General features: G+C 69.9%; 20 protein-coding genes and 6 pseudogenes. 18 read left to right on the top strand and 8 right to left on the bottom strand.

Annotated elements, in window-relative coordinates; translation table 11 throughout:
- The first annotated feature begins 116 nt into the window (after window positions 1-116).
- A complete protein-coding gene (locus ACWDYJ_RS23755) occupies window positions 117-1,541 on the top strand; it encodes an FAD/NAD(P)-binding protein (protein WP_451567638.1) in 1,425 nt (474 codons plus the stop codon).
- On the opposite strand, the gene ACWDYJ_RS23760 is transcribed toward ACWDYJ_RS23755, so the two are convergent.
- The 3 genes and pseudogenes from ACWDYJ_RS23760 to ACWDYJ_RS23770 form a co-directional block, all read right to left on the bottom strand.
- Window positions 1,468-1,806 (bottom strand): helix-turn-helix domain-containing protein, encoded by a 339-nt coding sequence (locus tag ACWDYJ_RS23760; RefSeq protein WP_451567639.1) that lies wholly within the window; start codon window positions 1,804-1,806, stop codon window positions 1,468-1,470. The genes ACWDYJ_RS23755 and ACWDYJ_RS23760 overlap by 74 nt on opposite strands.
- Window positions 1,780-2,013: pseudogene (locus ACWDYJ_RS23765) on the bottom strand (recombinase family protein); the annotation flags it as partial. The gene ACWDYJ_RS23760 and the pseudogene ACWDYJ_RS23765, both read right to left, overlap by 27 nt.
- 671 nt (window positions 2,014-2,684) lie before the next feature.
- Complete coding sequence (locus tag ACWDYJ_RS23770) at window positions 2,685-4,019, bottom strand: alpha/beta hydrolase (protein WP_451567610.1); 1,335 nt, start codon at window positions 4,017-4,019, stop codon at window positions 2,685-2,687.
- Between the two features lie 69 nt (window positions 4,020-4,088).
- Here ACWDYJ_RS23770 and ACWDYJ_RS23775 point away from each other — a divergent pair, with 69 nt between their 5' ends.
- The 8 genes and pseudogenes from ACWDYJ_RS23775 to ACWDYJ_RS23810 all read left to right on the top strand — a co-directional run bounded on the left by ACWDYJ_RS23775 (window position 4,089) and on the right by ACWDYJ_RS23810 (window position 9,675).
- Window positions 4,089-4,706, top strand: a complete 618-nt coding sequence (locus tag ACWDYJ_RS23775) for a TetR/AcrR family transcriptional regulator (protein WP_451567611.1) — start codon at window positions 4,089-4,091, stop codon at window positions 4,704-4,706.
- Window positions 4,707-4,833: 127 nt separating this feature from the next.
- The gene (locus tag ACWDYJ_RS23780; protein WP_451567612.1) at window positions 4,834-5,010 is read left to right on the top strand and encodes a hypothetical protein; all 177 of its coding nucleotides are present in this window, start codon (window positions 4,834-4,836) and stop codon (window positions 5,008-5,010) included.
- A 142-nt stretch (window positions 5,011-5,152) separates the two neighbouring features.
- Window positions 5,153-5,955 (top strand): annotated as a pseudogene (locus ACWDYJ_RS23785) (IS5 family transposase).
- Window positions 5,952-6,350: a hypothetical protein gene (locus tag ACWDYJ_RS23790; RefSeq protein ID WP_451567613.1), complete on the top strand. Its 399-nt coding sequence runs from the start codon at window positions 5,952-5,954 to the stop codon at window positions 6,348-6,350. Before ACWDYJ_RS23785 ends, ACWDYJ_RS23790 begins: the two are co-directional and overlap by 4 nt.
- Window positions 6,351-6,639: 289 nt before the next feature.
- On the top strand, window positions 6,640-7,842 hold the full coding sequence (locus ACWDYJ_RS23795) for a S8 family peptidase (RefSeq protein ID WP_451567614.1): 1,203 nt from the start codon (window positions 6,640-6,642) through the stop codon (window positions 7,840-7,842).
- Window positions 7,843-8,443: 601 nt separating this feature from the next.
- Window positions 8,444-8,878 (top strand): hypothetical protein, encoded by a 435-nt coding sequence (locus tag ACWDYJ_RS23800; protein ID WP_451567615.1) that lies wholly within the window; start codon window positions 8,444-8,446, stop codon window positions 8,876-8,878.
- Window positions 8,875-9,351 (top strand): hypothetical protein, encoded by a 477-nt coding sequence (locus ACWDYJ_RS23805; RefSeq protein ID WP_451567616.1) that lies wholly within the window; start codon window positions 8,875-8,877, stop codon window positions 9,349-9,351. The genes ACWDYJ_RS23800 and ACWDYJ_RS23805 overlap by 4 nt, the downstream gene beginning before the upstream one ends.
- Window positions 9,352-9,435: 84 nt before the next feature.
- The gene (locus tag ACWDYJ_RS23810) at window positions 9,436-9,675 is read left to right on the top strand and encodes a hypothetical protein (protein WP_451567617.1); all 240 of its coding nucleotides are present in this window, start codon (window positions 9,436-9,438) and stop codon (window positions 9,673-9,675) included.
- 415 nt (window positions 9,676-10,090) lie between these two features.
- Here ACWDYJ_RS23810 and ACWDYJ_RS23815 read toward each other — a convergent pair whose 3' ends face one another.
- Entirely contained in the window at window positions 10,091-10,510 is a 420-nt protein-coding gene (locus ACWDYJ_RS23815) for a hypothetical protein (protein ID WP_451567618.1), read from the bottom strand.
- A 1,063-nt stretch (window positions 10,511-11,573) separates the two neighbouring features.
- Between ACWDYJ_RS23815 and ACWDYJ_RS23820 the strand changes: the two genes are divergently transcribed.
- The 4 genes and pseudogenes from ACWDYJ_RS23820 (at window position 11,574) to ACWDYJ_RS23835 (ending at window position 15,547) form a co-directional block, all read left to right on the top strand.
- Entirely contained in the window at window positions 11,574-11,966 is a 393-nt protein-coding gene (locus tag ACWDYJ_RS23820; protein ID WP_451567619.1) for a hypothetical protein, read from the top strand.
- A 308-nt stretch (window positions 11,967-12,274) separates the two neighbouring features.
- Window positions 12,275-12,559 (top strand): annotated as a pseudogene (locus ACWDYJ_RS23825) (transposase); the annotation flags it as partial.
- Between the two features lie 525 nt (window positions 12,560-13,084).
- Window positions 13,085-13,450, top strand: a pseudogene (locus tag ACWDYJ_RS23830) (ATP-binding cassette domain-containing protein); the annotation flags it as partial.
- A gap of 1,821 nt (window positions 13,451-15,271) precedes the next feature.
- On the top strand, window positions 15,272-15,547 hold the full coding sequence (locus tag ACWDYJ_RS23835; protein WP_451567620.1) for a hypothetical protein: 276 nt from the start codon (window positions 15,272-15,274) through the stop codon (window positions 15,545-15,547).
- A gap of 553 nt (window positions 15,548-16,100) precedes the next feature.
- On the opposite strand, the gene ACWDYJ_RS23840 is transcribed toward ACWDYJ_RS23835, so the two are convergent.
- Window positions 16,101-16,616 (bottom strand): N-acetyltransferase family protein, encoded by a 516-nt coding sequence (locus tag ACWDYJ_RS23840; RefSeq protein WP_451567621.1) that lies wholly within the window; start codon window positions 16,614-16,616, stop codon window positions 16,101-16,103.
- Between the two features lie 204 nt (window positions 16,617-16,820).
- On the opposite strand from ACWDYJ_RS23840, the pseudogene ACWDYJ_RS23845 reads away from it, so the two are divergent.
- Window positions 16,821-16,925, top strand: a pseudogene (locus ACWDYJ_RS23845) (transposase); the annotation flags it as partial.
- A gap of 472 nt (window positions 16,926-17,397) precedes the next feature.
- A pseudogene (locus ACWDYJ_RS23850) lies at window positions 17,398-17,844 on the top strand (hypothetical protein); the annotation flags it as partial.
- Window positions 17,845-17,896: 52 nt separating this feature from the next.
- Here the strand turns inward: ACWDYJ_RS23850 and ACWDYJ_RS23855 are convergent.
- On the bottom strand, window positions 17,897-18,103 hold the full coding sequence (locus ACWDYJ_RS23855; protein ID WP_451567622.1) for a hypothetical protein: 207 nt from the start codon (window positions 18,101-18,103) through the stop codon (window positions 17,897-17,899).
- A gap of 190 nt (window positions 18,104-18,293) precedes the next feature.
- On the opposite strand from ACWDYJ_RS23855, the gene ACWDYJ_RS23860 reads away from it, so the two are divergent.
- The 3 genes from ACWDYJ_RS23860 (at window position 18,294) to ACWDYJ_RS23870 (ending at window position 19,526) form a co-directional block, all read left to right on the top strand.
- Window positions 18,294-18,569, top strand: a complete 276-nt coding sequence (locus ACWDYJ_RS23860) for an isoamylase early set domain-containing protein (RefSeq protein ID WP_451567623.1) — start codon at window positions 18,294-18,296, stop codon at window positions 18,567-18,569.
- 171 nt (window positions 18,570-18,740) lie between these two features.
- Window positions 18,741-18,956, top strand: coding sequence for a hypothetical protein (locus ACWDYJ_RS23865; protein WP_451567624.1), 216 nt, complete (start codon window positions 18,741-18,743; stop codon window positions 18,954-18,956).
- Between the two features lie 372 nt (window positions 18,957-19,328).
- Window positions 19,329-19,526 carry a hypothetical protein gene (locus ACWDYJ_RS23870; protein ID WP_451567625.1) on the top strand — a complete coding sequence of 66 codons (198 nt, stop codon included), beginning with the start codon at window positions 19,329-19,331 and terminating at the stop codon, window positions 19,524-19,526.
- 73 nt (window positions 19,527-19,599) lie between these two features.
- Here ACWDYJ_RS23870 and ACWDYJ_RS23875 read toward each other — a convergent pair whose 3' ends face one another.
- A complete protein-coding gene (locus tag ACWDYJ_RS23875) occupies window positions 19,600-19,995 on the bottom strand; it encodes a hypothetical protein (protein WP_451567626.1) in 396 nt (131 codons plus the stop codon).
- Complete coding sequence (locus ACWDYJ_RS23880; RefSeq protein WP_451567627.1) at window positions 19,992-20,276, bottom strand: hypothetical protein; 285 nt, start codon at window positions 20,274-20,276, stop codon at window positions 19,992-19,994. The genes ACWDYJ_RS23875 and ACWDYJ_RS23880 overlap by 4 nt, the downstream gene beginning before the upstream one ends.
- Window positions 20,277-20,520 lie beyond the last annotated feature (244 nt).

Consider the following 20,520-nt stretch of genomic DNA (forward strand, 5'->3'; position numbering starts at 1 on the left):
GGGGGGCATTCCCGGCCGGTCACCGCCGGCGGGGGATGGGGCTCGGCACTGGCGGCGGCGAGGCTCAAGGAGGCCGCGGGTCCTTTCGGCGGCGGCCCGAACGTGAAGGGAAGAACATGGACATCGCAATCGTCGGCGCGGGTGCTGCCGCGGTCGGTCTGTTGGACACGCTGGCGGCCACCGCCGACAGGCCCGGGGCCATCACGGTGTTCGAGCCGTCCCCGCATCTTTGGCGAGGCCGCCCGTACGGCCCCGACTTGGACACGGTGCTGGTCAACGCACCACCGGCCATCATGTCGATCCGCCACCTGGACTTCGGACACTACGCGACCTGGCTGGGCGCGCGTGGCACCGCCCATCTCGACGAACGGCTGGGACAACCGCTGGTTCCGCGCGCGCTCTACGGCGAGTACCTGGCACACACCGCCGAGACGGCGTTGGCCACCCTGCGCGAAGACGGTTGGCAGGTGCGCATCGTCACCGCCCTCGTCACCGAGGTGGCCCGGTCCGGGGCCACCTGGTCGCTCCGCACCGAGGACGGACAGGGGCACGAGGCCGACCACGTGGCCCTGTGCGTGGGCGGGGGGACACCGCAAGACCACTACGGTCTCGGCGGCGCCCCCGGCTTCGTGGACGATCCGTACCCGCTGGCACGCACGCTCGACAGGATCCCGTCCGGCAGCAACATCGCGGTCATCGGGAGCGGCCTGACCGCGGTCGACGTCGTCGTGTCGCTCGCCGCGCGCGGGCACACCGGGCCGATCACGCTTCTGTCCCGCAGCGGTGTGCTGCCCCACGTCTGGCAGCGCCCGGTCGGCCACCGGCCGCAGCACGTGACCGCCGAGCAGGTGGCGGCGCTGCACCGGCAGCACGGTGTCGTCACCCTCAAGGACCTGATCGGGCTACTGCGCGCCGAACTGGCGGAGACGGGAGAGGACTTCGAAGCCTTCGTGGCCGAACTGCTGGCGACCGAGACCGAAGATCCGGTCCGGCGCCTGCGGGCGCAACTGGCCGCTGTCGACGACTCCAGGATCGGCCGCCGGGTCCTCCAGGAGACAGCGCACAGCGTTGGCCCGTACGCGTGGCGGCTGCTGCCCGAGCCTGACCGCCTGCGGCTCGGGCGTCACTTCCGCATGGCGACGAGCGTGGCCTCACCGATGGTCCCGGTGAACGCCGCCACCATGATGCGGCTGTTTGACTCCGGGCAACTCACTGCCGCCGCGGGCGTCTGCAAGATCGAGGATGCGAACGGGGTGTTCCGGGTGCACGGCGACGACGGCGAGCGCACGTTTAACGTCGTCGTCAACGCCGTGAATCCGCCGCCGAGCGCGATCCCCCGGGGGGCCGGGCAGTTGGTCACAGCCCTGCTGGCCGACGGCTCGGCCGAGTTGCACCCAGCAGGTGGTCTGATATCGGCTGACCCACGTCTGCACGTGGTAGGAGACCTCGCAGGGGGTGGTCCGTTCATTACGTCAAGCATTGCGGGTATAGCGGTCCAAGCAGCACGAGCTGCTCAGGCGGTCGTTGCAGCCAGGGACTGAATCCGTCATCCAGTGGGCGGCCCTGGACGACAGCGTCCGCGATCCCGCGCGCTTTGAGACCTTCGCGGCCGGTGGCGATGGCTTCGTCGTACGCGGACAGCGTCCGGTACAGGGTGGAGCGGCCGACGCCGAGGTGCGAGGCGATGGTGGTGACGGACTCCTTCGCGTCGCGGCGGCGCAGGGCGACGGCGAGCATGTCGCCGTCGACGGCCGGGGGGCGGCCGCCGTGCTTGCCGTTCGCCGCGGCGGTGTCCAGGCCGACCAGGGTCCGTTCGTGGATGAACTCCCGCTCGACCTCCGCCATCGCGGCGAAGACCACGAAGAGGGCCTTGCCCGCGCCATGCGGGTCGTAGGTGCCCGCGAGGGGGCCGGTGCGGATCTCCAGGCGGTGGCCGCGCTCGGCGAGGTCCTGCGCGCTGGTGATCAGCTCGACCATGTTGCGACCGAGCCGGTCGAGCATGGTGACGGTGAGGGTTCGGCCGGACGGAGGTCGGCGAGGGCGGCGTTGTACTCGGGCCGGACTTCTCCCGGGTGCCGACCTTTTCGACGTAGATGCGCACGCACTCGGCTTCTTTCAGCGCGCGGACCTGTCCGGCGAGGTCCTGGCCCTTGCTGGAGACGCGGGCGTAGCCGATCCGGTCGCCGGTGCGCTCCAGCGCGGCGAGCTGACCCGGGTCGGGCTCGGGGCCGGGCTGCCACGGCCGGCCGAGGCAGCGGGCGGCGGGGATACGGATCGCGGGGCCGGACTTCAGTCCGGGGATCTTCGCGTACCGGCCGGTGTGGTAGTCGACGGCGACGAGGCCGGAGTTGGCCCGGCACGCTGATCCGGGCGCCGCCCCGCAGCGCGGGCACGGTTCGCGCTTGACGAGCTCGGCGCGGGCGATCTCGTCCAGGTCGCCGTTGACGTGTTTCACTCCCGCCCGGCCGCCCGAAGCGGTCCGTCCCGAATATCCGTCCCGCTTCTCCGCCGCGCCTGCCGGTTTCGGGACGCCTCTCGCACTCCGCCCGCCGCGGTGGGCGGCCGTCCCGGAAAGGACCGTTTGTGAGAGACGTCTAGCATCGCCGCCGCTACCGATAAGGCATGCCCGGCGGATCTTGCCAACTCGTCCTGCAACTTGGGTGCGTCGCCCAGGGGCTGCCCGCTTACTTGTGGTCACGGAGGAAGGCCGGGATGTCGGCTCGGGTCGGATAGTCGGGCAACGGTGCGGGCTTGTCTTGGAGGAATGCGGTGATGACGGCTGCTGCTCGTTGGTCGTTGTCACCCAGGCCGTTCCACATGTGGTGGCCAACGCCGGGCATGTACTGGGTGCGCTGGATGGCGGGGTCGTTCGCGAGGATGGTTGTCGCCCACTGCCGGACCTGGGAGGAGCACTCGGCGATCATCAGCATCGCGGGTGTCCGGGAGTGCCTCAGCTGAGGGGCGATGGAGGGGGAGTCTTTGATCGTTTGCTGGATGCGGAGGCTGGCGGCGGCGCTGAAGGAGAAGTTGCGTGCCGTGTCCTCGACCGGGATGCGGTGCGCGTCTTGCGCGCAGTAGGCGGACGCGGTGTCGCTGCCGAGATCGGCGGCGGTGAAGGCATTGTCGCCCTCCGCCTGTCCTACCAGGCCAGTGTCCGGGCTGAGCAGTCCGAGCCGCATGAGTCCGAACGCGACCGCGTACCGCGGGACGTGTGTGGAGCGCGGTCCGGTCATGGCCGGTGCGATGCCGCGGGCCGCCGGTCGGCCCTTCTGCCCCGCGATCCCGGCGGTGGGACCGTCCATCGGGCCTGGCTCGGCGATGACCGCGCGACGCAGGTGGGCGGCGGTGGCCGGATCGGCCAGGGCGCGGGTGAGCACGGCCGCGCCCGAGGAGAATCCCAGGACGTCGGCGCGGCCCTTGCCGAGCTCGCCGATGAAGGCGCCGAGGTCATGGACGGACCGGGTGATCGAGTACTGGTCCATGGGTAGCAGGTCGCTGCGTCCACCGCCGGCCTGCTCGTAGGCGTACACGTCGTAGCCCTGCCCCGCGAGCCGCTGCAGGAAGTGGTGGTCGAGCACCGAGATGCCGCGCACCGGCCCGCCGTTGAGGTAGACGAGCGGAACGCGATGCCGGGGGCTGTTGCCGGTGGGCGGGTAGTGGTAGACGGCGACCCGGCTGCCGGTGGACAGGCTCCAGTGCTCGGTGGTCACGAACGCCAGGGCGGGCGGGTAGCGGCGCGTCGTGGGAACGGTCGGGACGCACACCGACAGTGTCAGGGCCGCTGCGACGAGCACCGGCAGGAACGGCACCAGCCGTCCCCGCCAGGAGCGGCGGCGGCCCCGCCACAGCGCCGCGATAGCCGCGACCCCGACAGTCGCGGACCATGCGGCGAACCCCGATCCCGCGCCGTCGGTGGCGACGATCAGCGAGAGGAAGAGGGCGACGAGTCCCACCACCGCGGCGGTGGCCGCCAGTAGGCGGCCGACAAGGCGCAAGGGACGTATGACGGACGGTGGCATGGTGATCTCCTCCAGCGTTTTAAAACACCGTTTTGAAACGATGTTATCAGCTGGGCTAAACTGCTCCCCATGGGAAGGCCGAGAACGAACGACTTCGCCGTCAGAGAACGGCTCGTGGCATGCGCGACCGAGATGTTCGCCACCCGTCCCCAGGAGTCGGTCACAGTCCGCGCGCTGGCCGCCGCCGCCGGAACGTCGACGGCGGCGGTGTACACGTTGTTCCAGGGCAAGGACGGACTGATCCGCGAGGTGCGCGACCAGGCGGTCGCCGGCCTGTTCCAGGACCTGACCGCTGTTCCTGGCTCGGAGGGCGCTCTGGAGGATCTGTACGCGTTGGCCGTGGCGTATCGCCATTGGGGACGCGAACACCGCCACCTGTACACGGTGTTGTTCGGCGGCGCGCAGTCCTTCGTCCCGTCGACCCGGGTCGGCGACCGCGACCCGGTGCGGCCGCTTGTCGCGGCGATCGACCGTGCCGTGGCCGACCATATCCTCGCGGGCGACACCACACTGATCGCCGTCTCGTTGTGGGTCGCCCTGCACGGGCTCGTCACCCTCGAACTCGCCGGCGGCCTTGCTGGCACCGCAGCCGAGACGGCGTTCCGGTCAACGATTGATGCCGTACTACGCGGCTGGGCAACCCCCGCCGTCTTCCCTGGCCTTCGACGCACAGAGCCGGCGCCGTGAAGCGGTTACTCCGCAGACACACGAACACGACCGACAGAGGGTCGAGTCGATACGTAGGCGCCCCGGCCGGCACACAGCGACTTCGTTACGCTGCATATCCCGGCCATCGCGTCCTGTGGGGGCAGTTGTGACACAGATCCGGATCGCCACGTTCAACCTGGAAAACTTCGACGAAACCCTCCCGACGGCGGACCCGCCTCTGACCGAGCGCATCGCGCTGATGAAACCTCAGATCCGGCGGCTGTGCGCCGACATCGCCTGCTTCCAGGAAGTCCACGGCCAGGAACGCGGAACACTGAACTAGCCTGTTGAAATATGGCAATCTCGGCGGCCCGCTAGCCTGAGAGGGCGGTTTGTGAGTTTTTAAGTTGTCTTGTCGTCGCCTGATGGTGTGGGTGCGGGCGGAGTCCGCTTGTCTGCGGTCGCAGATCTGATGGTGTGATGAGGTGAGTGAGCGCAAGCCGTACCCGAGTGACTTATCGGACGAGCAGTGGTCGTTGATCGAGCCGGTGATCACGGCGTGGAAGGACCGGCACCGTTCGGTCAGCGGTCACCAGGGCACCTATGCGATGCGGGAGATCGTGAACGCGATCCTCTGCACAGAGCCGGACCGGCTGCCAGTGGGCCTACCTCCCGCACGACCTGCCGCCGAAGAGCGCGACGTACTACTACTTCGCCGCCTGGCGGGACGACGGGACCGACCAGGTCATCCACGAGCTCCTGCGCTGCCAGGTCCGTGAGCGGGCCCGCCGATTAGAGGACCCGACCCTGGTGGTGCTGAACACCCAGAGTGTCCACGCGGCTGCCGGGGTCCCTTCCTCCACGACCGGCCGGGATCCGGCGAAACGGGTGCCGGGCCGCAAGCGGGGCCCGGCCGTGGACGTGCTCGGCCTGGTCATCGCCGTCATCGTCCTGGCCGCGAGCGCGCACGACAACGCGGCGGGCATAGCCCTGCTGGGCCAGGGCTTCAAGAACCAGGTCGTCGCGCATGGAGCCGGCCTGGGCATCGACGTCGAGATCGTCGAACGCAACCCGCAGGAGACGGGGGTTCGTCCCACAGCCGAAGCGGTGGAGAGTCGAGCAGACCTACGGGCTCCTGATACTCCACCGGCGCCTGGTCCGCGACTACGAGCACCGACCGGCCTCCTCCGCCTCCCGCGTCTACTGGGCCATGACCCACGTCATGGCCCGCCGCCTCACCCACGCGAACACCCCCACCTGGCGCGACCCGCAGGCGGTGATCACGTGAACATCCATCCCCTGCTCGAGGCACTCGACATCCAAGAGGACGCCGCCCGGGCCATGGCCGACGACCTCAGCATTCGGATCGGTGAACTGCAGACCCGGCTACGGGAGGCCGAAACCCACCTCGAGCACCTCGCGATCACCCGGAAGACCGTCACCGGCCTCGCCGACCGGCTCCCAGTCGTCCCGCCGGACCTGCCCGAGCACCCGGACTACCCCCGCATCCTCGCCGTCTTCAACGACACGACCGGACCGCTGCGGGCCAGGGACGTTTGCGAAGCCCTTGACCACGAACTGCTGCCGAAGAACATCGAAGGCACCCGGGCCAAACTGAAACGCCTGGTCAAGCTGGGCATCCTCACCGAAGCCGACACCGGCAGCTTCGTCAGGAAGCGATAGCCGACCGGGCGTACACCCGGCTGCCCCGGTGGGCGGTTCCCGCGAGGCCGCAGCAAACGAACGGCCCGGGACGCATCCGGCATCTTGCGGGCGCTCGATACCCCATGGCACTGTCATGCACGGCTCAAGCAGGGCGCGCGACTGCCCGGGGGTGGTGAGCCGCACGTCCCCATATGCCCGTTCGCGGCCTGACCACCCGCGGCTGGGAGCCGACCGGAGACCCCGGACGGCGACACCCGCACGACCCGGATTGCCCGTAACCCGGACAACGAAAGGTCTGGTTCATCACATGAGATCCCCCGCGCGACACCTTCGCGTGCTCATCCCCGCCGCCGCTCTGGCCGCCGGACTGCTCACCACCACCGCTCCCGCGCACGGCGCGGACCGCCCCGACGTCCGCCTGGCCCCCGCCGCCACCGCCGTCGCCGACGGCTGGATCGTGGTCCTGAAGGACACCCACAAGGCATCCGTACGGCCGACCGCCGAGGCCCTCACCAGCGCGTTCGACGGCAAACTCACCCACGTGTACGGGTCCTCGGTGCGCGGCTTCGCGGCGAAGATGTCCGCCGCCCAGGCCCACCGCCTTGCCGCCGATCCCCGGGTCGACTACGTCGAGCAGGACGCCACGGTCCGCATCAACGCCACCCAGTCCAACGCCACCTGGGGCCTGGACCGCATCGACCAGCGCCAGCTGCCGCTCGACGGCGCGTACACCTACAACACCACCGCCTCCGGCGTCCGCGTCTACGTCATCGACACCGGCGTACGCGTCAGCCACAGCGAGTTCGGCGGCCGGGCCAGCATCGGCACCGACACCATCGGCGACGGCCAGAACGGCAACGACTGCAACGGCCACGGCACCCACGTGGCCGGCACCACCGCCGGTTCGACGTACGGCGTCGCCAAGGCCGCCTCAGTGGTGGGCGTCCGCGTCCTCGACTGCAATGGATCGGGGTCCTGGTCCGGCGTCATCGCCGGCGTCGACTGGGTCACCGCCAACGCCGTCAAGCCGGCCGTGGCCAACATGAGCCTCGGCGGCGGAGCCAGCTCCTCCCTCGACGCGGCCGTGAAGAACTCCATCGCCTCCGGCGTGACGTACGCCGTGGCAGCGGGCAATGGCAACCAGGGCGGCAAGGCACAGGACGCCTGCAACTACTCCCCCGCCCGCGTCCCCCAGGCCCTCACTATCGGCGCCACCGACAAGACCGACACCAAGGCGTCCTGGTCCAACTACGGCACCTGCCTCGACCTCTTCGCACCCGGCGTCGGCATCACCGCCGCCTGGAACACCGGCGACACCGCCACCAACACCATCAGCGGCACCTCCATGGCCACCCCGCACGTCGCCGGCGCGGCCGCCCTCTACCTGGCCGCCCACCCCTCGGCCACCCCGGCCCAGGTCAGCGACGCCATGACGGCCAACGCCACCACCGGCGTCGTCAAGAGCGCCGGCAGCGGCTCCCCGAACAGGCTCCTGTACTCCCTGTTCTGACGCGGACCGATGCACAGCCGCGGCCGCCCGGCGCCCAACGCCGGGCGGCCGTTCGCGCTGGGGAAATGGCCGACCAAGCCCGCAACCAGCAGCCCCACCCCAGCCCTCACCCAGAAACGGACATTAACTCGCAGACCGCCCTCTGAGGAGTCGGGAGATCGATATAGGGGCTGCTCCCGCAAGACTGGGGGAGCAGCCCCTCCCCTGCAAAGGAGGAGGGGCTGCTCCCGTCCGGCAGTGGGCCGAGGGAGATGGCAAGCACAACCCGGATTCACGGATCCGACGGGCACACTGCCCCACCGCTCCCGATCCATGACCGTCAGCGGCGTCGGTGAACCGCCCTTGTTTCGTTAGAGATCTCAGTTGGTGGCTGTGACGGGGTGTTCATGGTTGTGCGGTAGTAGTTGGCTTCGTATTCGACAGGCGGGATGTGCCTTAAGACCGTGTCCTATGTGGTGAGGCGGACGAGCCGTGAGGTAACCCCCGGAGTGTGGACACAGGGGTCATGCTGCGAGTTGGAGTTTAGCTGTCTTGTGGTGCTGCTGTTCGAATTCCATGCCTGGACCTCGGCGACCGCGCGAAGGCGCTGGAACAGCTCGGCGTGAACCGGCTCGCGCACGCCGCGATCGTCGGAGTCGTCAAGGACGTACTGCCCGAGACGGAGGTGGGCCTGCTGGTCGGCTCCCGCCAGTGGCCCCTGCTGGCCGCCCGCATGGACCAGATCCGCGACCACGGCGGCACCGGCCTCCTCGGCGCGCACCTTGCCCGCCTCGGCGAGAACACCTCCTGGAAGGAAGGCCCGTCCTCCACCGTGGTGGGCCGTCTCGTGGACGCGACCTTGCACTCCCTGACGACGCCGCCCTCCGCACCGTCCGCGCCCGTGTCCCGGGTCCGGGTCTCCCCGGCGGCGGCCCGTTCCCGCTCGACCACCACGCCCGCCGCCGCGGCCCCCGGACAGCCGGCCCCGGCCGAAGCCGCCGTCCCCGCCCACCGGCAGCAGGCCGCACCGGCCAAGGGCGCGGGGCGTACGCGGTGACGGCGGAAACTCCCCCCGGGCGTGGACGACGGGGCGTCCGGGCGTGCGCGGACCGGGTACGGGCGGCTTGGTGGGCGCTGTCGGGCCGGGACCGGATCGCTGCCCGGGGCCTGCTGCTGGCCGGCGCTCTGCTCGCGGCCGCGTGGCGGGCGGGCCACATCGGGCTGGTGCAGGCGGACTTCGTCCTGTCGGTGCTGGGCGGCACGGCCGCCGTGGCGACCTTGTGCCGGGGCGCCGTGTACCGGCCGCGGCCCGCCGCGCCTGCGGCCGGGCCGCTGGTGGCACCCTCGGAGGAAGTACAGCGGCACGCGGCCGGCGAGGCGGGTACCGGGCCCGGGCCTGACAGGGAGAACTGCGAGGGAGGGACGCGGATGGTGATGACGGGCAGGCAGCGCCGGGCCGGTGGCAGCGTGCTGGCCGCGACCGGCTGGTGGGCGCAGTGGTCCGGGTACGAGTCGGGGGCCTGGTCCTGACTCTGCTGGCCGGGGCCGTGGTGCTGGGGGGTGCGTGGCGCCATTCCGCTGCCTCTCATTCCTGTGTTGGCCTACGATCGGCGCATGCTGAAGAAGCTCTTGAAGAAGTTGGCGGTTCCGCCGATTCACGAGGCGGCAGCCGACGCGTGGGAGCGTGGCGACACAGCCTTCGTGCGGAAGTTCCACCCGAGCCCGGCGAAGCAGGACGCCGACCTTGCGGCGGCGATCCAGGACGTCACAGCGATCGGGTGGGCGCTGGCCTCGTCGCAGTTCGCGGGGACGGGGCTTCAGCGGCATGTAAATCTGGTGTTCCAGCGCCCCTGACATCCTGTTGCGCGGCGATGGTCTATGTGCCGGGTTGCGAGGACAGAGGGGGCCAACCGGTGAATGCACTTCGGCCCTGGACGGTCGTTTGATCCACTGCAAGGCCCAAGGCTGTACCGCCCCCGCCGGGAAGGCCGGCCCCTGAACTACCGGCCAGCGCCCTGCACCTGACCCCTGTTCCCCGCACAGTCAGCTCGACCGACTCGTGTTCGGGGTGCCTTTCGGGGTGCGTTTCGTGGAGTCGGCGGGCGACGTGGGGCAGGCCTTCGGCGAGGACCTCGGCCGCTGCCGAACATCAGCTGGTCGGAGCTCGCGGAAACGCTCGTGCGCCGTGCCCGGATGAAACCGGGCACGGCGCACACAGTCAGGTCCGGCACCGGGTCAGGAGACTTTTGCGGTCTTCACTTTGCTCGTTTCACGGCTTGGCAGGTCGCTCGCTGTGGGCGGATCTGCTCAGGGGTGGGGCTGCCGGCGTGGGGTCGGGTTCCAGGTGCGTCCAGGGGCCCGCGAAGTTGTCCGTTTCGTCGTCCGGGTCGTTGACGCAGTCGAGTTCGGGAATTGTGGGGTTGGTGGTGTCCATGTTGCACCAGGTCTGCCAGACCTGCCCGTCCGTGGTCGAGACCTCAACTGTGACCGCAGTGCCGGAGGTGGAGATGGCGACGCCGCACGCGGTTGAAGGGTAGTTCGGGTGCGCCATCGGGTCGGTGAGATTGTGCCATTGGACCGATCCTTGGAACGCGTTGCGGATGCCTGCGTACGTCACCCCGTCGGTGATGACGGCCCTGAGTTCGAGGGGGCTCGCTCCCAGAGGCGGTTCGGAGCGGACTGCGTCCACGTCGTTACACAGAGCAGGACTGGTGGCCCCTGTGGCGCCGGTTGCTCCCGTCGCACCGGTCGGACCTGTAGCGCCGGTCGCACCGGTGGCACCGGTCGGACCCGTGGCGCCGGCAGCACCGGTCGGACCTGTAGCGCCCGTCGCGCCTGTGGCTCCACCGCTAGGGCCGGTGGGGCCCGTGGGGCCGGTCGGGCCTGTGTCGCCGCGGGGACCCTGCGGCCCGGTTGGGCCGGTGGCGCCCGGTTGGCCGGGCTTGCACTCGTCGCCACCGCCGTCGGCCATGCTCAGCGGCCAGTTGTCGTGCGGCCGGTGGTGGTCGGGTCGGCATTCGTCGCCGCCTCCCATGGGGCTCGCCGCGCGGACCGCCTCGTTCGCCTGGACGGTCTGGGCGGTGGCGATCGTGAGGCTGGCGATGCCTGCCAGTACCAGGGCGATGGATGCCAGGGTGCCGCCGGTCAGCTAGCTGCTGCGTCTGGGCAGCGGTCCGAGGGTTGTCCTGGTTTTGTGCTCGGGGTTCATGTGACGCCGCTCTTTCTTGAATCCGGATCGCACGGTGTGCGGTGGGTCCCCTTCCGGGCCACCCCGGCCATCGTGGGGATCTTGGCTTCCCCTGGTGGGACGCCTCGCGACAGGGTCGGCGGTTCGGCTCAGTGGTACACCCCTGATGGGTCCATACGCGGCGGCGGACTCGCCGGACCGCAGGGACCGCGATGGCGGACGCTGCCCGGGGTTGGCGAGCTGGCCTGCTGTTCCGGCCTCTCGGGTGCCCCTGTCGAGACCGCCCTCCACCAGGGCGAGTGCCTTCGCCACACCCGGGAGGCGAGGGTGCGGTTCGGCGCGACGAGGCGCGTACGTTGTGGGTACCGCTCGGGCTGCCATCGACATGCATTGCCGCTGGACAGTGACGTGCGGTGCCTGTGGCCTCGCGGGGGCGTCATGCCACTCGATGTCGCCGGCCAGTGTAACTGAGCAGTCGTCATACTTCTGACCTGGGGTTGTGCTGGTTGGCTGAGCAGTTCGTGGCCGCGCACTTCTGCTCCATGTGCGGTCCGAAGTTCGGCCGATGAAGGACACGACCACCGTCGACGGCCTGCCCGTCACGACCGTCGACCGGACGATCAGCGACCTACTGCGTGTGCGCGCCGACGCCGGGCACGTCGGCCGCGTCATCGCCGACGCCGACCACCGCGGGCTCACCGACACCCGGAAACTCGGCGCCCGCGTCCAGCCCTACACCCGCGTCTACGGACTCCCTGCCAACGCCACCGGCGCCGACCTTCTGGACTCCCTCGCGGCGACCGCTGGCTTCACCCTCCGGGACCAGCAGCTGACCAGGGCCGGCGAGCGCGCCGCGATCGCCTCGGCCCTCCGCCCCGAACTGGTCCTTCAGCGCATCCTCGGCGAGCTCGGACCGGCAGCCCGGATCCCCGACCTCAGCCCGGTTTTCAACTGGTGAGTGCGCGGACTTTCTTTATGTGGGTGTGAGGAGTGGGTGGAGTGTTGAGTGGTTGAGAGGGTGTGGAGCCGGTGCTGCGCGTAGCTCTTGAATGGGCTCTGGGGTTGGGGTAGGGCCGGTTTTGATGGGGGTGCTGGGGTTTCTTGAACGGGGCTCCGGGGGTGGGGCTTTGATGTTGGTGCCGTCGGGGGTTGCATGGCTTGGTGCGTGGTCCCGCATGGCGCCGTCCTGCGGATCGCCCGCAGCAATTTCGGAAGGAACTCCAGCCATGACCATGCCCGTGATCGACTCCCAGCCGCAAAGCAGGCCGGATCCTGACCATCCGCCCCCACCACGACCAGCAGGCGGCCGCCCGTCAGCAGGCCGCGACCGACCCTGACTGGCAAGCCGCTTACCGCCGCTGGCGACCACCCGTCGAACGCGCCGTTGCCTGGATCGTCCACCGAGGCAACCGCAGACTCCGATACATCGACACCATCAAGAACGACACCTGGCTCCACACCCGAGCAGCCGCCCTCAACCTCCGCCGGCTGATCAACCTCGGGCTCACCCACACGAACGGCACCTGGCATCTCGCCCCAGCCGGCACATGACCACGAGGGGCTGCCCGGCTCCGGCCGGACAGCCCCTCAACAAGATCTTCATCAGTCTTCTGGCTGAAGCCGGACCTGCTGCGCACGAAGCCGTGGGTGCCTGGAGGGTGTGCCTCCAGGCGACCGAGACCTTCTTGGATCACCCCCAAGAGGTCGGCTGGCTCCGGGAGCCAGTTGACCCTTGATGGGTGTGTTGCCCGAGGCTCCCTCGCCGCCGACCGCGGCGACCCGCTGTTCAGGTGCCGCAACAGTAACGGCCCTACAAGGAGCGGCGCACACTTTTGGAGGCGCTGTTCACCGACCGGTCGCCCGGACCGCAGCCACTCGCCAGTCACCGGGTAGGAACGTGGAGGGCCGGCACGAGCGCCTGATCGCGAAGGGCGGCTGCCTTCTGGATCTGGGGAGCCAGAGCCAGCAACGCCAGGGCCGGGCCCCGTAGTTGTGTCCCAGCTGGGCAGATTCCTTCGAATGGCGCACGACACCGCCTCCGCCGGCCATCGGTCACACCCTCCTCGGCCTCCTCGAATCAGGCCCGCGACACGGCTACGACCTCTGCGCAAGGCGTACGGGCCCACTCACGTCCTCGGCGGAGCCGAGTTCTCCATCCGCCCCGGCGAGGTCGCCGCCGTCACGGACCCCTCCGGCTCCGGCAAGCCGACCCGCCCGCACTGCCTCGCCGGCATCGTCCCACCCGACTCCAGCACCATCACGTGCGCCGGCCGCGCACTGTCCTCGATGAGCGACGCCCAGCGCAGCGCCCTGCGCCGCAGCGACTTCGGCTTCGTCTTCCAGTTCGGGCAACTCGTCCCCGAACTGACCTGCGTGGAGAACGTCGCGCTGCCGCTGCGCCTGACCGGCGTCAAGCGCAAGGAGGCCGAACCGACCGCCCTGGGCCGAAGCGTGGGCGACTGATCAAGACGGCGTTGCGCGAGTTGTCCAGGCGGACGAAGGCGCCGAAGATTGGTCACGGCCGTTGCCGGAGCCGTCCGTCCGGTGACCGATGCGTGTCCGAGTCGTTGAGGCAGGCGGATAGTGAAGTGCACAGCGGTGCCCCGGTCTTCATGGTCCGGGTCATCGTGCTGTGTGATGGAGTGGCACCCCGAAGCCACCTCGGCGATGGCGGGGATCTTGGTCTCCAGTGGGGGATGCCTCGGGACAGGGGCGGCGGTTCGGTTCAGTGGCGCACTCCTGCATGGGGTCCATAGGCGGCGGGAACGCTGCCCGGGGGTCGGCGAGCTGGCCTGCTGACCGGCTTCTCCGGTGACCCTCCAGCCCCCTGCACCAGGGCGACTGCATTCGCCACGCCCGGGAGGCGAAGGTGCGGTTCGGCGTGGCGGGGGTCGGTACGTTGTGGGTACCGCTCTAACCGGGCCGACGATGTTGACCTCCTGCCGGTACCCCGTCAGGAGGTCAACTGGCCCGCCCTGTGCACGGGTGGGGTAAGAGCTGGCGCTCCCGGTTGTGAGGCTTCACCGGTCGCTGACTGGGCCAGTGAAGACGTCGCAGTGGCGGTGCTCCTGACCTGCGGGTGCAGGTTGGTTGAGCGGGTTGGTGATGGGCGATGCCCGGGTGTCCGAGCGGCGTCCGGTCGGGGAGTGGGCGGGTGCTGGACGGACTTTTCCCGGCCGGCCAGTGTGCGGGTACTGCCGCAGGTTCGCCGGGGTGGTCCGGCATGGGGTGACGTATGCCGGCCTCGGGGAGGATTGCGTGTGCAAGCGGCAGGATGGTTGGCGGGATCGTTGCGTCCTCCTGAAGTACGAGAGCGCTGCGCCAACGATGGAGTGGCATCCCGGAGGTCGGGATCCGCTTGGCAACGGGCCGGCGGTTGCTGCCCGTCAACGTGGGGGCCGAGGGGGTCGTCCACTCCGGGACCCTGGTGGCGGGCTCCGGTGCCGGGGCGGCGTTCGCCACTGCGTATGGACCCATCAGGGGTGTACCACTGAGCCGATCCGCTGATGTTGCCGCGAGGCGTCCCACCACGGGAAGCCAAGATCCCCACGATGGCCGGGGCAGCCCCGGAAAGGGGCCCACCGCACATCGTGCGATCCGGTTTCGAGAAGGAGCGGCGTTCTATGAGTCCCGGAGTACAAGACCAGGTCAACCCTTGGTCCGCTGCCCAGACGGGCAGGCTGGCTGACGGGCGGCACCCTGGCATCGATCGCTCTGGTACTGGCGGGAATTGCCAGCCCCGCCCTCGCCACGGCCCAGACCGTCCAGGCCACCGAAGCGGTCCGCATGGCGAACCGCCCCGGCGGCGGCGACGAGTGCCGGCCGGACCACCACCGGCCGGACGACAACTGGCCGCTGAGCATGGCCGGCGGCGGCGACGACGAATGCAAGCCGGGCGCCACCGGCCCAACAGGCCCCAGAGGTCCCCGGGGGGACACCGGACCCACCGGTCCGACCGGCCCGACCGGACCCACCGGTCCGACCGGAGCCACCGGTGCGACCGGCCCGGCCGGTCCCGGCAACGGAGCCACCGGCCCCACCGGACCCACGGGTCCGACTGGACCTGCCGGCCCGACGGGCGCGACCGGAGCCACGGGCGCGACCGGCGCCACGGGCCCGGGTGGAGAGGGTTCCGTAGGCCCGACGGGCCCGGCCGGTCCCACCGGCCCCCAGGGCGAGCCCGGCACCCCAGGCCCCACCGGGCCCCAGGGTGAGCCCGGTGCCACGGGCGCAACCGGCCCGGCCGGCACAGGTGCCGTCAGCATGACAACCGCTTTCTCGGAGCGCGTCACCATCGAACCTGGCGCCACCGGTGAGGCCTTCGCCACGTGCCCAGAAGGACAGATCGCCGTCTCCGGAGGCTGGTCGATCCGCAGTGAAGCGGGCGAGTTTATCGTCTCTCTGCCGATTGGGAACAGCCAGCAGCTCGGCTTTCCTGGTCGCCCAGGCAACTCCTGGATCGTCGTCGCGACAAACACGACCGAGGGCGCCGTAACCCTCACCACGTTCGCGAACTGTTCGCCTGGCACCGTGCAGTAGCGATGGCCTTATGAACCGCAGCGTGCGTCCCATGGGGACGGAGCCCTGCAGTGCTGCGCGACCCGAAGGCCGTAGAGGCCAAGCCCGAACTCCCGAAGTGACCTACCACGCCGTCCGCGAGATGCCTGGGGCCGGGTGACTTGCCTGTAGTGGGTCGAGCCGGGGGCTGTTGCCTCAGTCGCCGCCCCGCCGCTGTGGCGAAGAGCCATGAAGGCGCCCCGGAACCTCCTTGGCGGACTTGTTGGCGAATTCGGGGGGGCATGCGTGACGACGGTCTGTACGACCCCGTAAAGGGTTGTGCAGGTCGTCGTCGTGTTCAGGGATGGGTTCGGCGTCGTTGCGTAGGTGGATTGCGGAGAGGCCCCGGAGGAGATCGCGCGGGTCGCGCGGCGGTGTTCCCGAAGGGCTGTCTGGTGATGCGGATGCGGGACTGTAGGTGGCCAGTTCAGATTCCCCGCTCGCGGCCAGTTAGCGGGAAGTTAACTGGCCGCGAATGTGACAGTGGGTCAACGCAGTCGGCGGGTGCCTGGCGATGAACCGGGACATCGTTCCGTTAGGGGATGGCCCCCGGATCTGCGGAAAGGTCGATGGTGAACGCCACCCGGTCGAGTCTGGGGCCGTCGTAGTCCGGTTTCACGGCTGAGGCCGTGAAGCCGAGCCGGGTGTGAAATGCCCGCGATGCAGTGTTCTCCGGGCTGGTGATGCAGTGCACGTAACGGCGCCCGTGTGACCGGGCGAGCGCAAAGAAGGCCCGGTAAAGAACACGCCCGACACCCTGCCCCTGCAGCGCCGGGTCGACGCCGACGAAGTGCACATAGGCGGTTTCGGGCTCTGTCTGCGACAGGAAGCCGACCAGGAAGGCGGCAACCTCGCCACCTCCGCGTTCGATCAGAAAACTGGTGGTGGTGAAGTGCTGGAAGTACAGCCGGGGCAGAAGCAGCGCACGTTCCGTCGCTCCTGCCTCCCCTTTCAGGCCGCCCCACCACGTGTCCAGTACGGCGAGCACGCGGAGATGGTCTTCGTCGGCAAGGTGCCGGGCCCGCAGGCCAGCGGGTAGATCATCGATCACCTGTGCAGTCTGTCATCCCGCGCGAGGCGCATCGTGAACATGGTCGCGCGACGACTCAAGAGTGCGCACGACAAGCTGACAGTGGACACGCTCAGTTACCTCAGCAACTGGCCGTACTTCGGGAATTCTTGATGGCCGCCGTCACGGGACAGGCAGGGGCCGGTCTTCGCTGACACGCAACTTCGCCGGTCTGTATCCGTCTCCCGTGGGCGACCCGCGGTTTCTCCGGCACGCCTGGCGCTGGTGTCGGTGCTGCAGTTCGCCGAAGGACTCACCGACCGGCAGGCCGCGCACGCGGTTCGCTCACGTCGCAGACCAGTCGAGGAAGCAACGATGAAGCGCACCCCGCAGGCCGGGGTGCCCTTCACCGGTACAGCTCCACGACGGGCTCGCAGCCCGTCGTCGCCGCAAGCTCCCCGAGCCTCCGCCAGTCCGTCATGAGACTGTCCACCGCCGCGTCCAGCCGTCGCGCAGATCAAGTCCGGTCCTGCCCGCGTCGATGCTGACCGACCCGGGCAGGTCCTCCCAGCTGCACTGATGCGACCACACGGCCACCGTGTCAGCGGCTTCTACTAGCCTCTTCCGCCCCACACGCTGTCCCAGGGCACCGCCGCACAGCCCTCGGGGTGACCGATCTTGCGCACTGACGGGGTCACGGTCGGCAGCGGCACGATGCTCGCCGCCGACGAGGTCCTCACGGCGGCGAGCATCGTGCCGGACGGCGGCTCCTACCGGGTGATCGCCGGCGAGTTCGACCGGTCCAGGAACGACGGAACGGACCCGCGCGGTGTCCCATGCCGTCCGGCACGAGCGCTTCGATGCCGCTCATCCCGCGGCCGGAAGCGACATCGCGATGCTGACGTTCTCCTCGCGGCTGGACCTCAATGACGATGTGCAGCCGGCACCCCTGCCCCCAGAGGGCTACACCGCCACCGGGGCAGGAGTGATCTCCGGCTGGCATCTACGTCCAAGTACCCCAGGGCGGCAAAGTCCCGCGCGGCATCGACCGCGGCGGCCCGCTCACCGCGATGGTCGACGGGCAGGGCACGCTGGTCGGAGTCATCGCCGCCCGAACCGCCGGCCCTGCCGACCGCCGCTACGCCATGACCGAGGGTGCATTCTGGCGGCGCGTTTGACTCAGCATCCGAGGGCGCGGGCCGCTGGGCGTGGCCCCGACTGTCGCTGTTCGGGGGCCGTGCCGGGTTTCGTGACAGAGCCGGCCGGGTGACTACGGGACCGGCCGGGCTCTGCGCGCTAGGGGTGCTGCTCGCGCGGGTAGTTCAGAAGTCTTCGTCGCGCAGGTCGCGCTCTTCCGCGAGCGGGTCGTCCTCGCGGCGCCGCTTGATCTCGTCGGGGCTCTTGCCGCGGGCCGGCTGGGCGGACTGGGCGGGCTCGGGGTGGACGGGGTCCTGGCCGGGGCGCCGCAGGCGCTCCTGCTCTTCGCGGCCCTTCCCCGGTTCTGGGCGCTTGTCGCGCATTCCGCCCATGACGGCGACTCCTCCTTGCTGTGGGGGGATTTCTCCGTTCACGCTCGCGCGGCCGATGGCACCTCGCCCGTGGAACGTGGCGTACGGGTGACGTCGGTGCCCGGTGTGACTGCGCCGGAAGGCGGGCGGGTTTCCCGGTGTCGAGGATGGGCGCGATCACACCCGCTCTGCTGTGAAGGCGATCTGTCCCATGCTGGAGCGCACGTCGCGTAAGGACCGCGCCGAGGTCACCTTCGTCCTTCCCGCCGATACCCCGCCCCGGCCAGTGAGTGTGGTGGGCGATTTCAACGACTGGCAGCCCGGCACGCACGCCCTGACGCCCAGGAAGGACGGCATGCGGGCGGTCACGATCGCCCTGCCGGGCAGGAGCGAGCATTCCTTTCGCTACCTGGCGGCGGGCGACTACTGGTTCGACGAGGAGAGCGCGGACGGCCACGACGGCCTCAACAACCGCCTCCGCACCTGACCCGGCCCAAGCAGGCAGCGACGCCGGACAAGCCCGCGGCATTGACACCCGCGACGCCTGCCCCCGGCCCCACACCCTGGCAATCGGATTCGTGTGACGGCCCTGCTGCCGCGGTCGGCGGGCATGGGCAGCCTTCGTGGTGTGGGTTGGCGACCTCACGGCTTCGGGTTCATGACACTGTCCACGGAACCGACGAAGTACGTCACGCTGAAGGCGACCGAGGTCAAGGCGTTCCCCCCGGTCAACCAGTCCTGGACGCTGCAGAATCCGGTCCAGCTCTACCCCCAGGGCGGCAGTGAAGCCGATGGGACCGCCCCGGACGGCGAGCTGCAGGGCTTCGACGCCATCGTCAACCAGAGCTCCACCCCCGTCGGAGGTGGCGAGTAGTTCAGCCGGCTGCCCCGGCACGATCCCACCGCCCGTGCCGGGGCAGCGTCATGCCGGCGGCTGGCCGGTGCTGCTCGACCTCACCCGTCCGAAATCGTTCCGCAGCGCCGGCGGCGTCCGTGGCTGTGGCGGCAGTGTCCGCTGCCGTGCGTGGGGTGGACGTTGTCTCCGCCCTGGGCACGGAGCGATACAGGCAGCGGCTTCCTGGCGGCGGAAGCAGCTCGGGCCGGCGCCGGGGCGCGGCCCGAGACGGTTGCCGGGGTTTTCGCTGTTTTGGTCTGAGGGCTGGCGGCTGCTGGGATCATCGGCGGGGTAAGCGCTCTTCTTGAACCCTGTGATGTCTCGCCGGTGTCGGCACTCGGGAGCAGAACGATGGAACCTGCGACGCGCGCCCGACCGTTGGCGGACTTGTTTCCGCTGAAGATCTTCGTGTGCGGCTGGTGCCGGGCCAGTGCGGCCACCGGCGGGGTGCGGACGCTGTGCGCTGAGGGGGAGTCCTTGTCCGTGACGTGGCACGACCGTGCCCGCCCGCATCATGTGGCCGATCTGATTCTGGCCGAGGACAGCTGAGCGGCGGGGCTGGCTGTCCCACGGTCACCGGCGGGCACGGAGGAGGTCGCTGCCGTGTACGTGGGGGCTGGGGTCAGTGGAAGCCGAGCATGCCGGGGGTGTCGATGCCGATGGCGAGGATGCCGGGCGGATAGCGGTTCTCGTCGTCGGTCAGGAGGATCGGCATGCCGCCGGTGCCCGTGCGGCGTAGTGCGGTGTAGAGGGCGTGACAGGTGTCCATGCCGCCGTAGCCGTCGCGGAACATCGTGCCCACGGCCGGTGCGTCGATCTGCCCGAGCGGCTCGACTTCGGTGCACGGGTATCCGAGGACGGCGCGGGAGGCTCCCGGATGATCGGCCTCGGCCTGCGCCAGGCACAGCGCCGGCACGAGGAGCCGGTCGCCGCTCGCGGTGACGTTGACCGCGAGAGCGTTGAGCGCCTTGTGCCCCGAGGCCAGAGCGGTCACGCCACTGGTGTCGAGAATGATCACGCAGCGTCCCTGCCCGGCATGGCCAGCACCTTCTGGGCCGCGATCCGCCGCAGGTTGCCGAGCACATCCAACGCAGCGAACTCCTCGTCGCTGACATCGACACCGATCACCTCACGCGCATGCGCCCGCGCTGCCGCGATCTGCTCGGCCCGCTGCGCGGCGGTGGGCTCCGCGGTCGCGAGTGCGTCGACGAGCTGGCCGATGCTGAGCCCGCGCTCTTCGGCGAGCTCGGCGAGGTGGTCGCGGGTCTGCTTGGTCACCTGGATCGTCGTATTGGCCATAGGGTGACCATAGCATTCCTATAGCAGTCTGGCTGTTGTCGACGGTGTGCCCGGCGTAGCGCCACCGCCGGCTCGAGCGGTGATGACGGCCGACAGAGGTGTACGACGAGTACGCGGCTGCGGGTCGGCTGCGGGTGCCGGTGGCGGCCTGGCGGTGGGCGGCCGGGACCGGCCTGGTTCCGCTGGCGGACGCTGGCTCGGGTCTGTGGTCGCGGGCGGTGGTGGAGGCAGTGGACGCCGAAGC

The organism is Streptomyces sp. NPDC003042, assembly GCF_053591315.1.

What these genes read in the sequence shown, in the direction of transcription:
- ACWDYJ_RS23755 (WP_451567638.1), top strand. Translation starts at nt 117, where the DNA reads ATGGACATCGCAATCGTCGGCGCGGGTGCTGCCGCGGTCGGTCTGTTG.
- ACWDYJ_RS23770 (WP_451567610.1), bottom strand. Translation starts at nt 4,019, where the DNA reads ATGCCACCGTCCGTCATACGTCCCTTGCGCCTTGTCGGCCGCCTACTG.
- ACWDYJ_RS23775 (WP_451567611.1), top strand. Translation starts at nt 4,089, where the DNA reads ATGGGAAGGCCGAGAACGAACGACTTCGCCGTCAGAGAACGGCTCGTG.
- ACWDYJ_RS23795 (WP_451567614.1), top strand. Translation starts at nt 6,640, where the DNA reads ATGAGATCCCCCGCGCGACACCTTCGCGTGCTCATCCCCGCCGCCGCT.
- ACWDYJ_RS23810 (WP_451567617.1), top strand. Translation starts at nt 9,436, where the DNA reads ATGCTGAAGAAGCTCTTGAAGAAGTTGGCGGTTCCGCCGATTCACGAG.
- ACWDYJ_RS23820 (WP_451567619.1), top strand. Translation starts at nt 11,574, where the DNA reads ATGAAGGACACGACCACCGTCGACGGCCTGCCCGTCACGACCGTCGAC.
- ACWDYJ_RS23835 (WP_451567620.1), top strand. Translation starts at nt 15,272, where the DNA reads ATGACAACCGCTTTCTCGGAGCGCGTCACCATCGAACCTGGCGCCACC.
- ACWDYJ_RS23855 (WP_451567622.1), bottom strand. Translation starts at nt 18,103, where the DNA reads ATGGGCGGAATGCGCGACAAGCGCCCAGAACCGGGGAAGGGCCGCGAA.
- ACWDYJ_RS23860 (WP_451567623.1), top strand. Translation starts at nt 18,294, where the DNA reads ATGCTGGAGCGCACGTCGCGTAAGGACCGCGCCGAGGTCACCTTCGTC.
- ACWDYJ_RS23865 (WP_451567624.1), top strand. Translation starts at nt 18,741, where the DNA reads ATGACACTGTCCACGGAACCGACGAAGTACGTCACGCTGAAGGCGACC.
- ACWDYJ_RS23870 (WP_451567625.1), top strand. Translation starts at nt 19,329, where the DNA reads ATGGAACCTGCGACGCGCGCCCGACCGTTGGCGGACTTGTTTCCGCTG.
- ACWDYJ_RS23880 (WP_451567627.1), bottom strand. Translation starts at nt 20,276, where the DNA reads ATGGCCAATACGACGATCCAGGTGACCAAGCAGACCCGCGACCACCTC.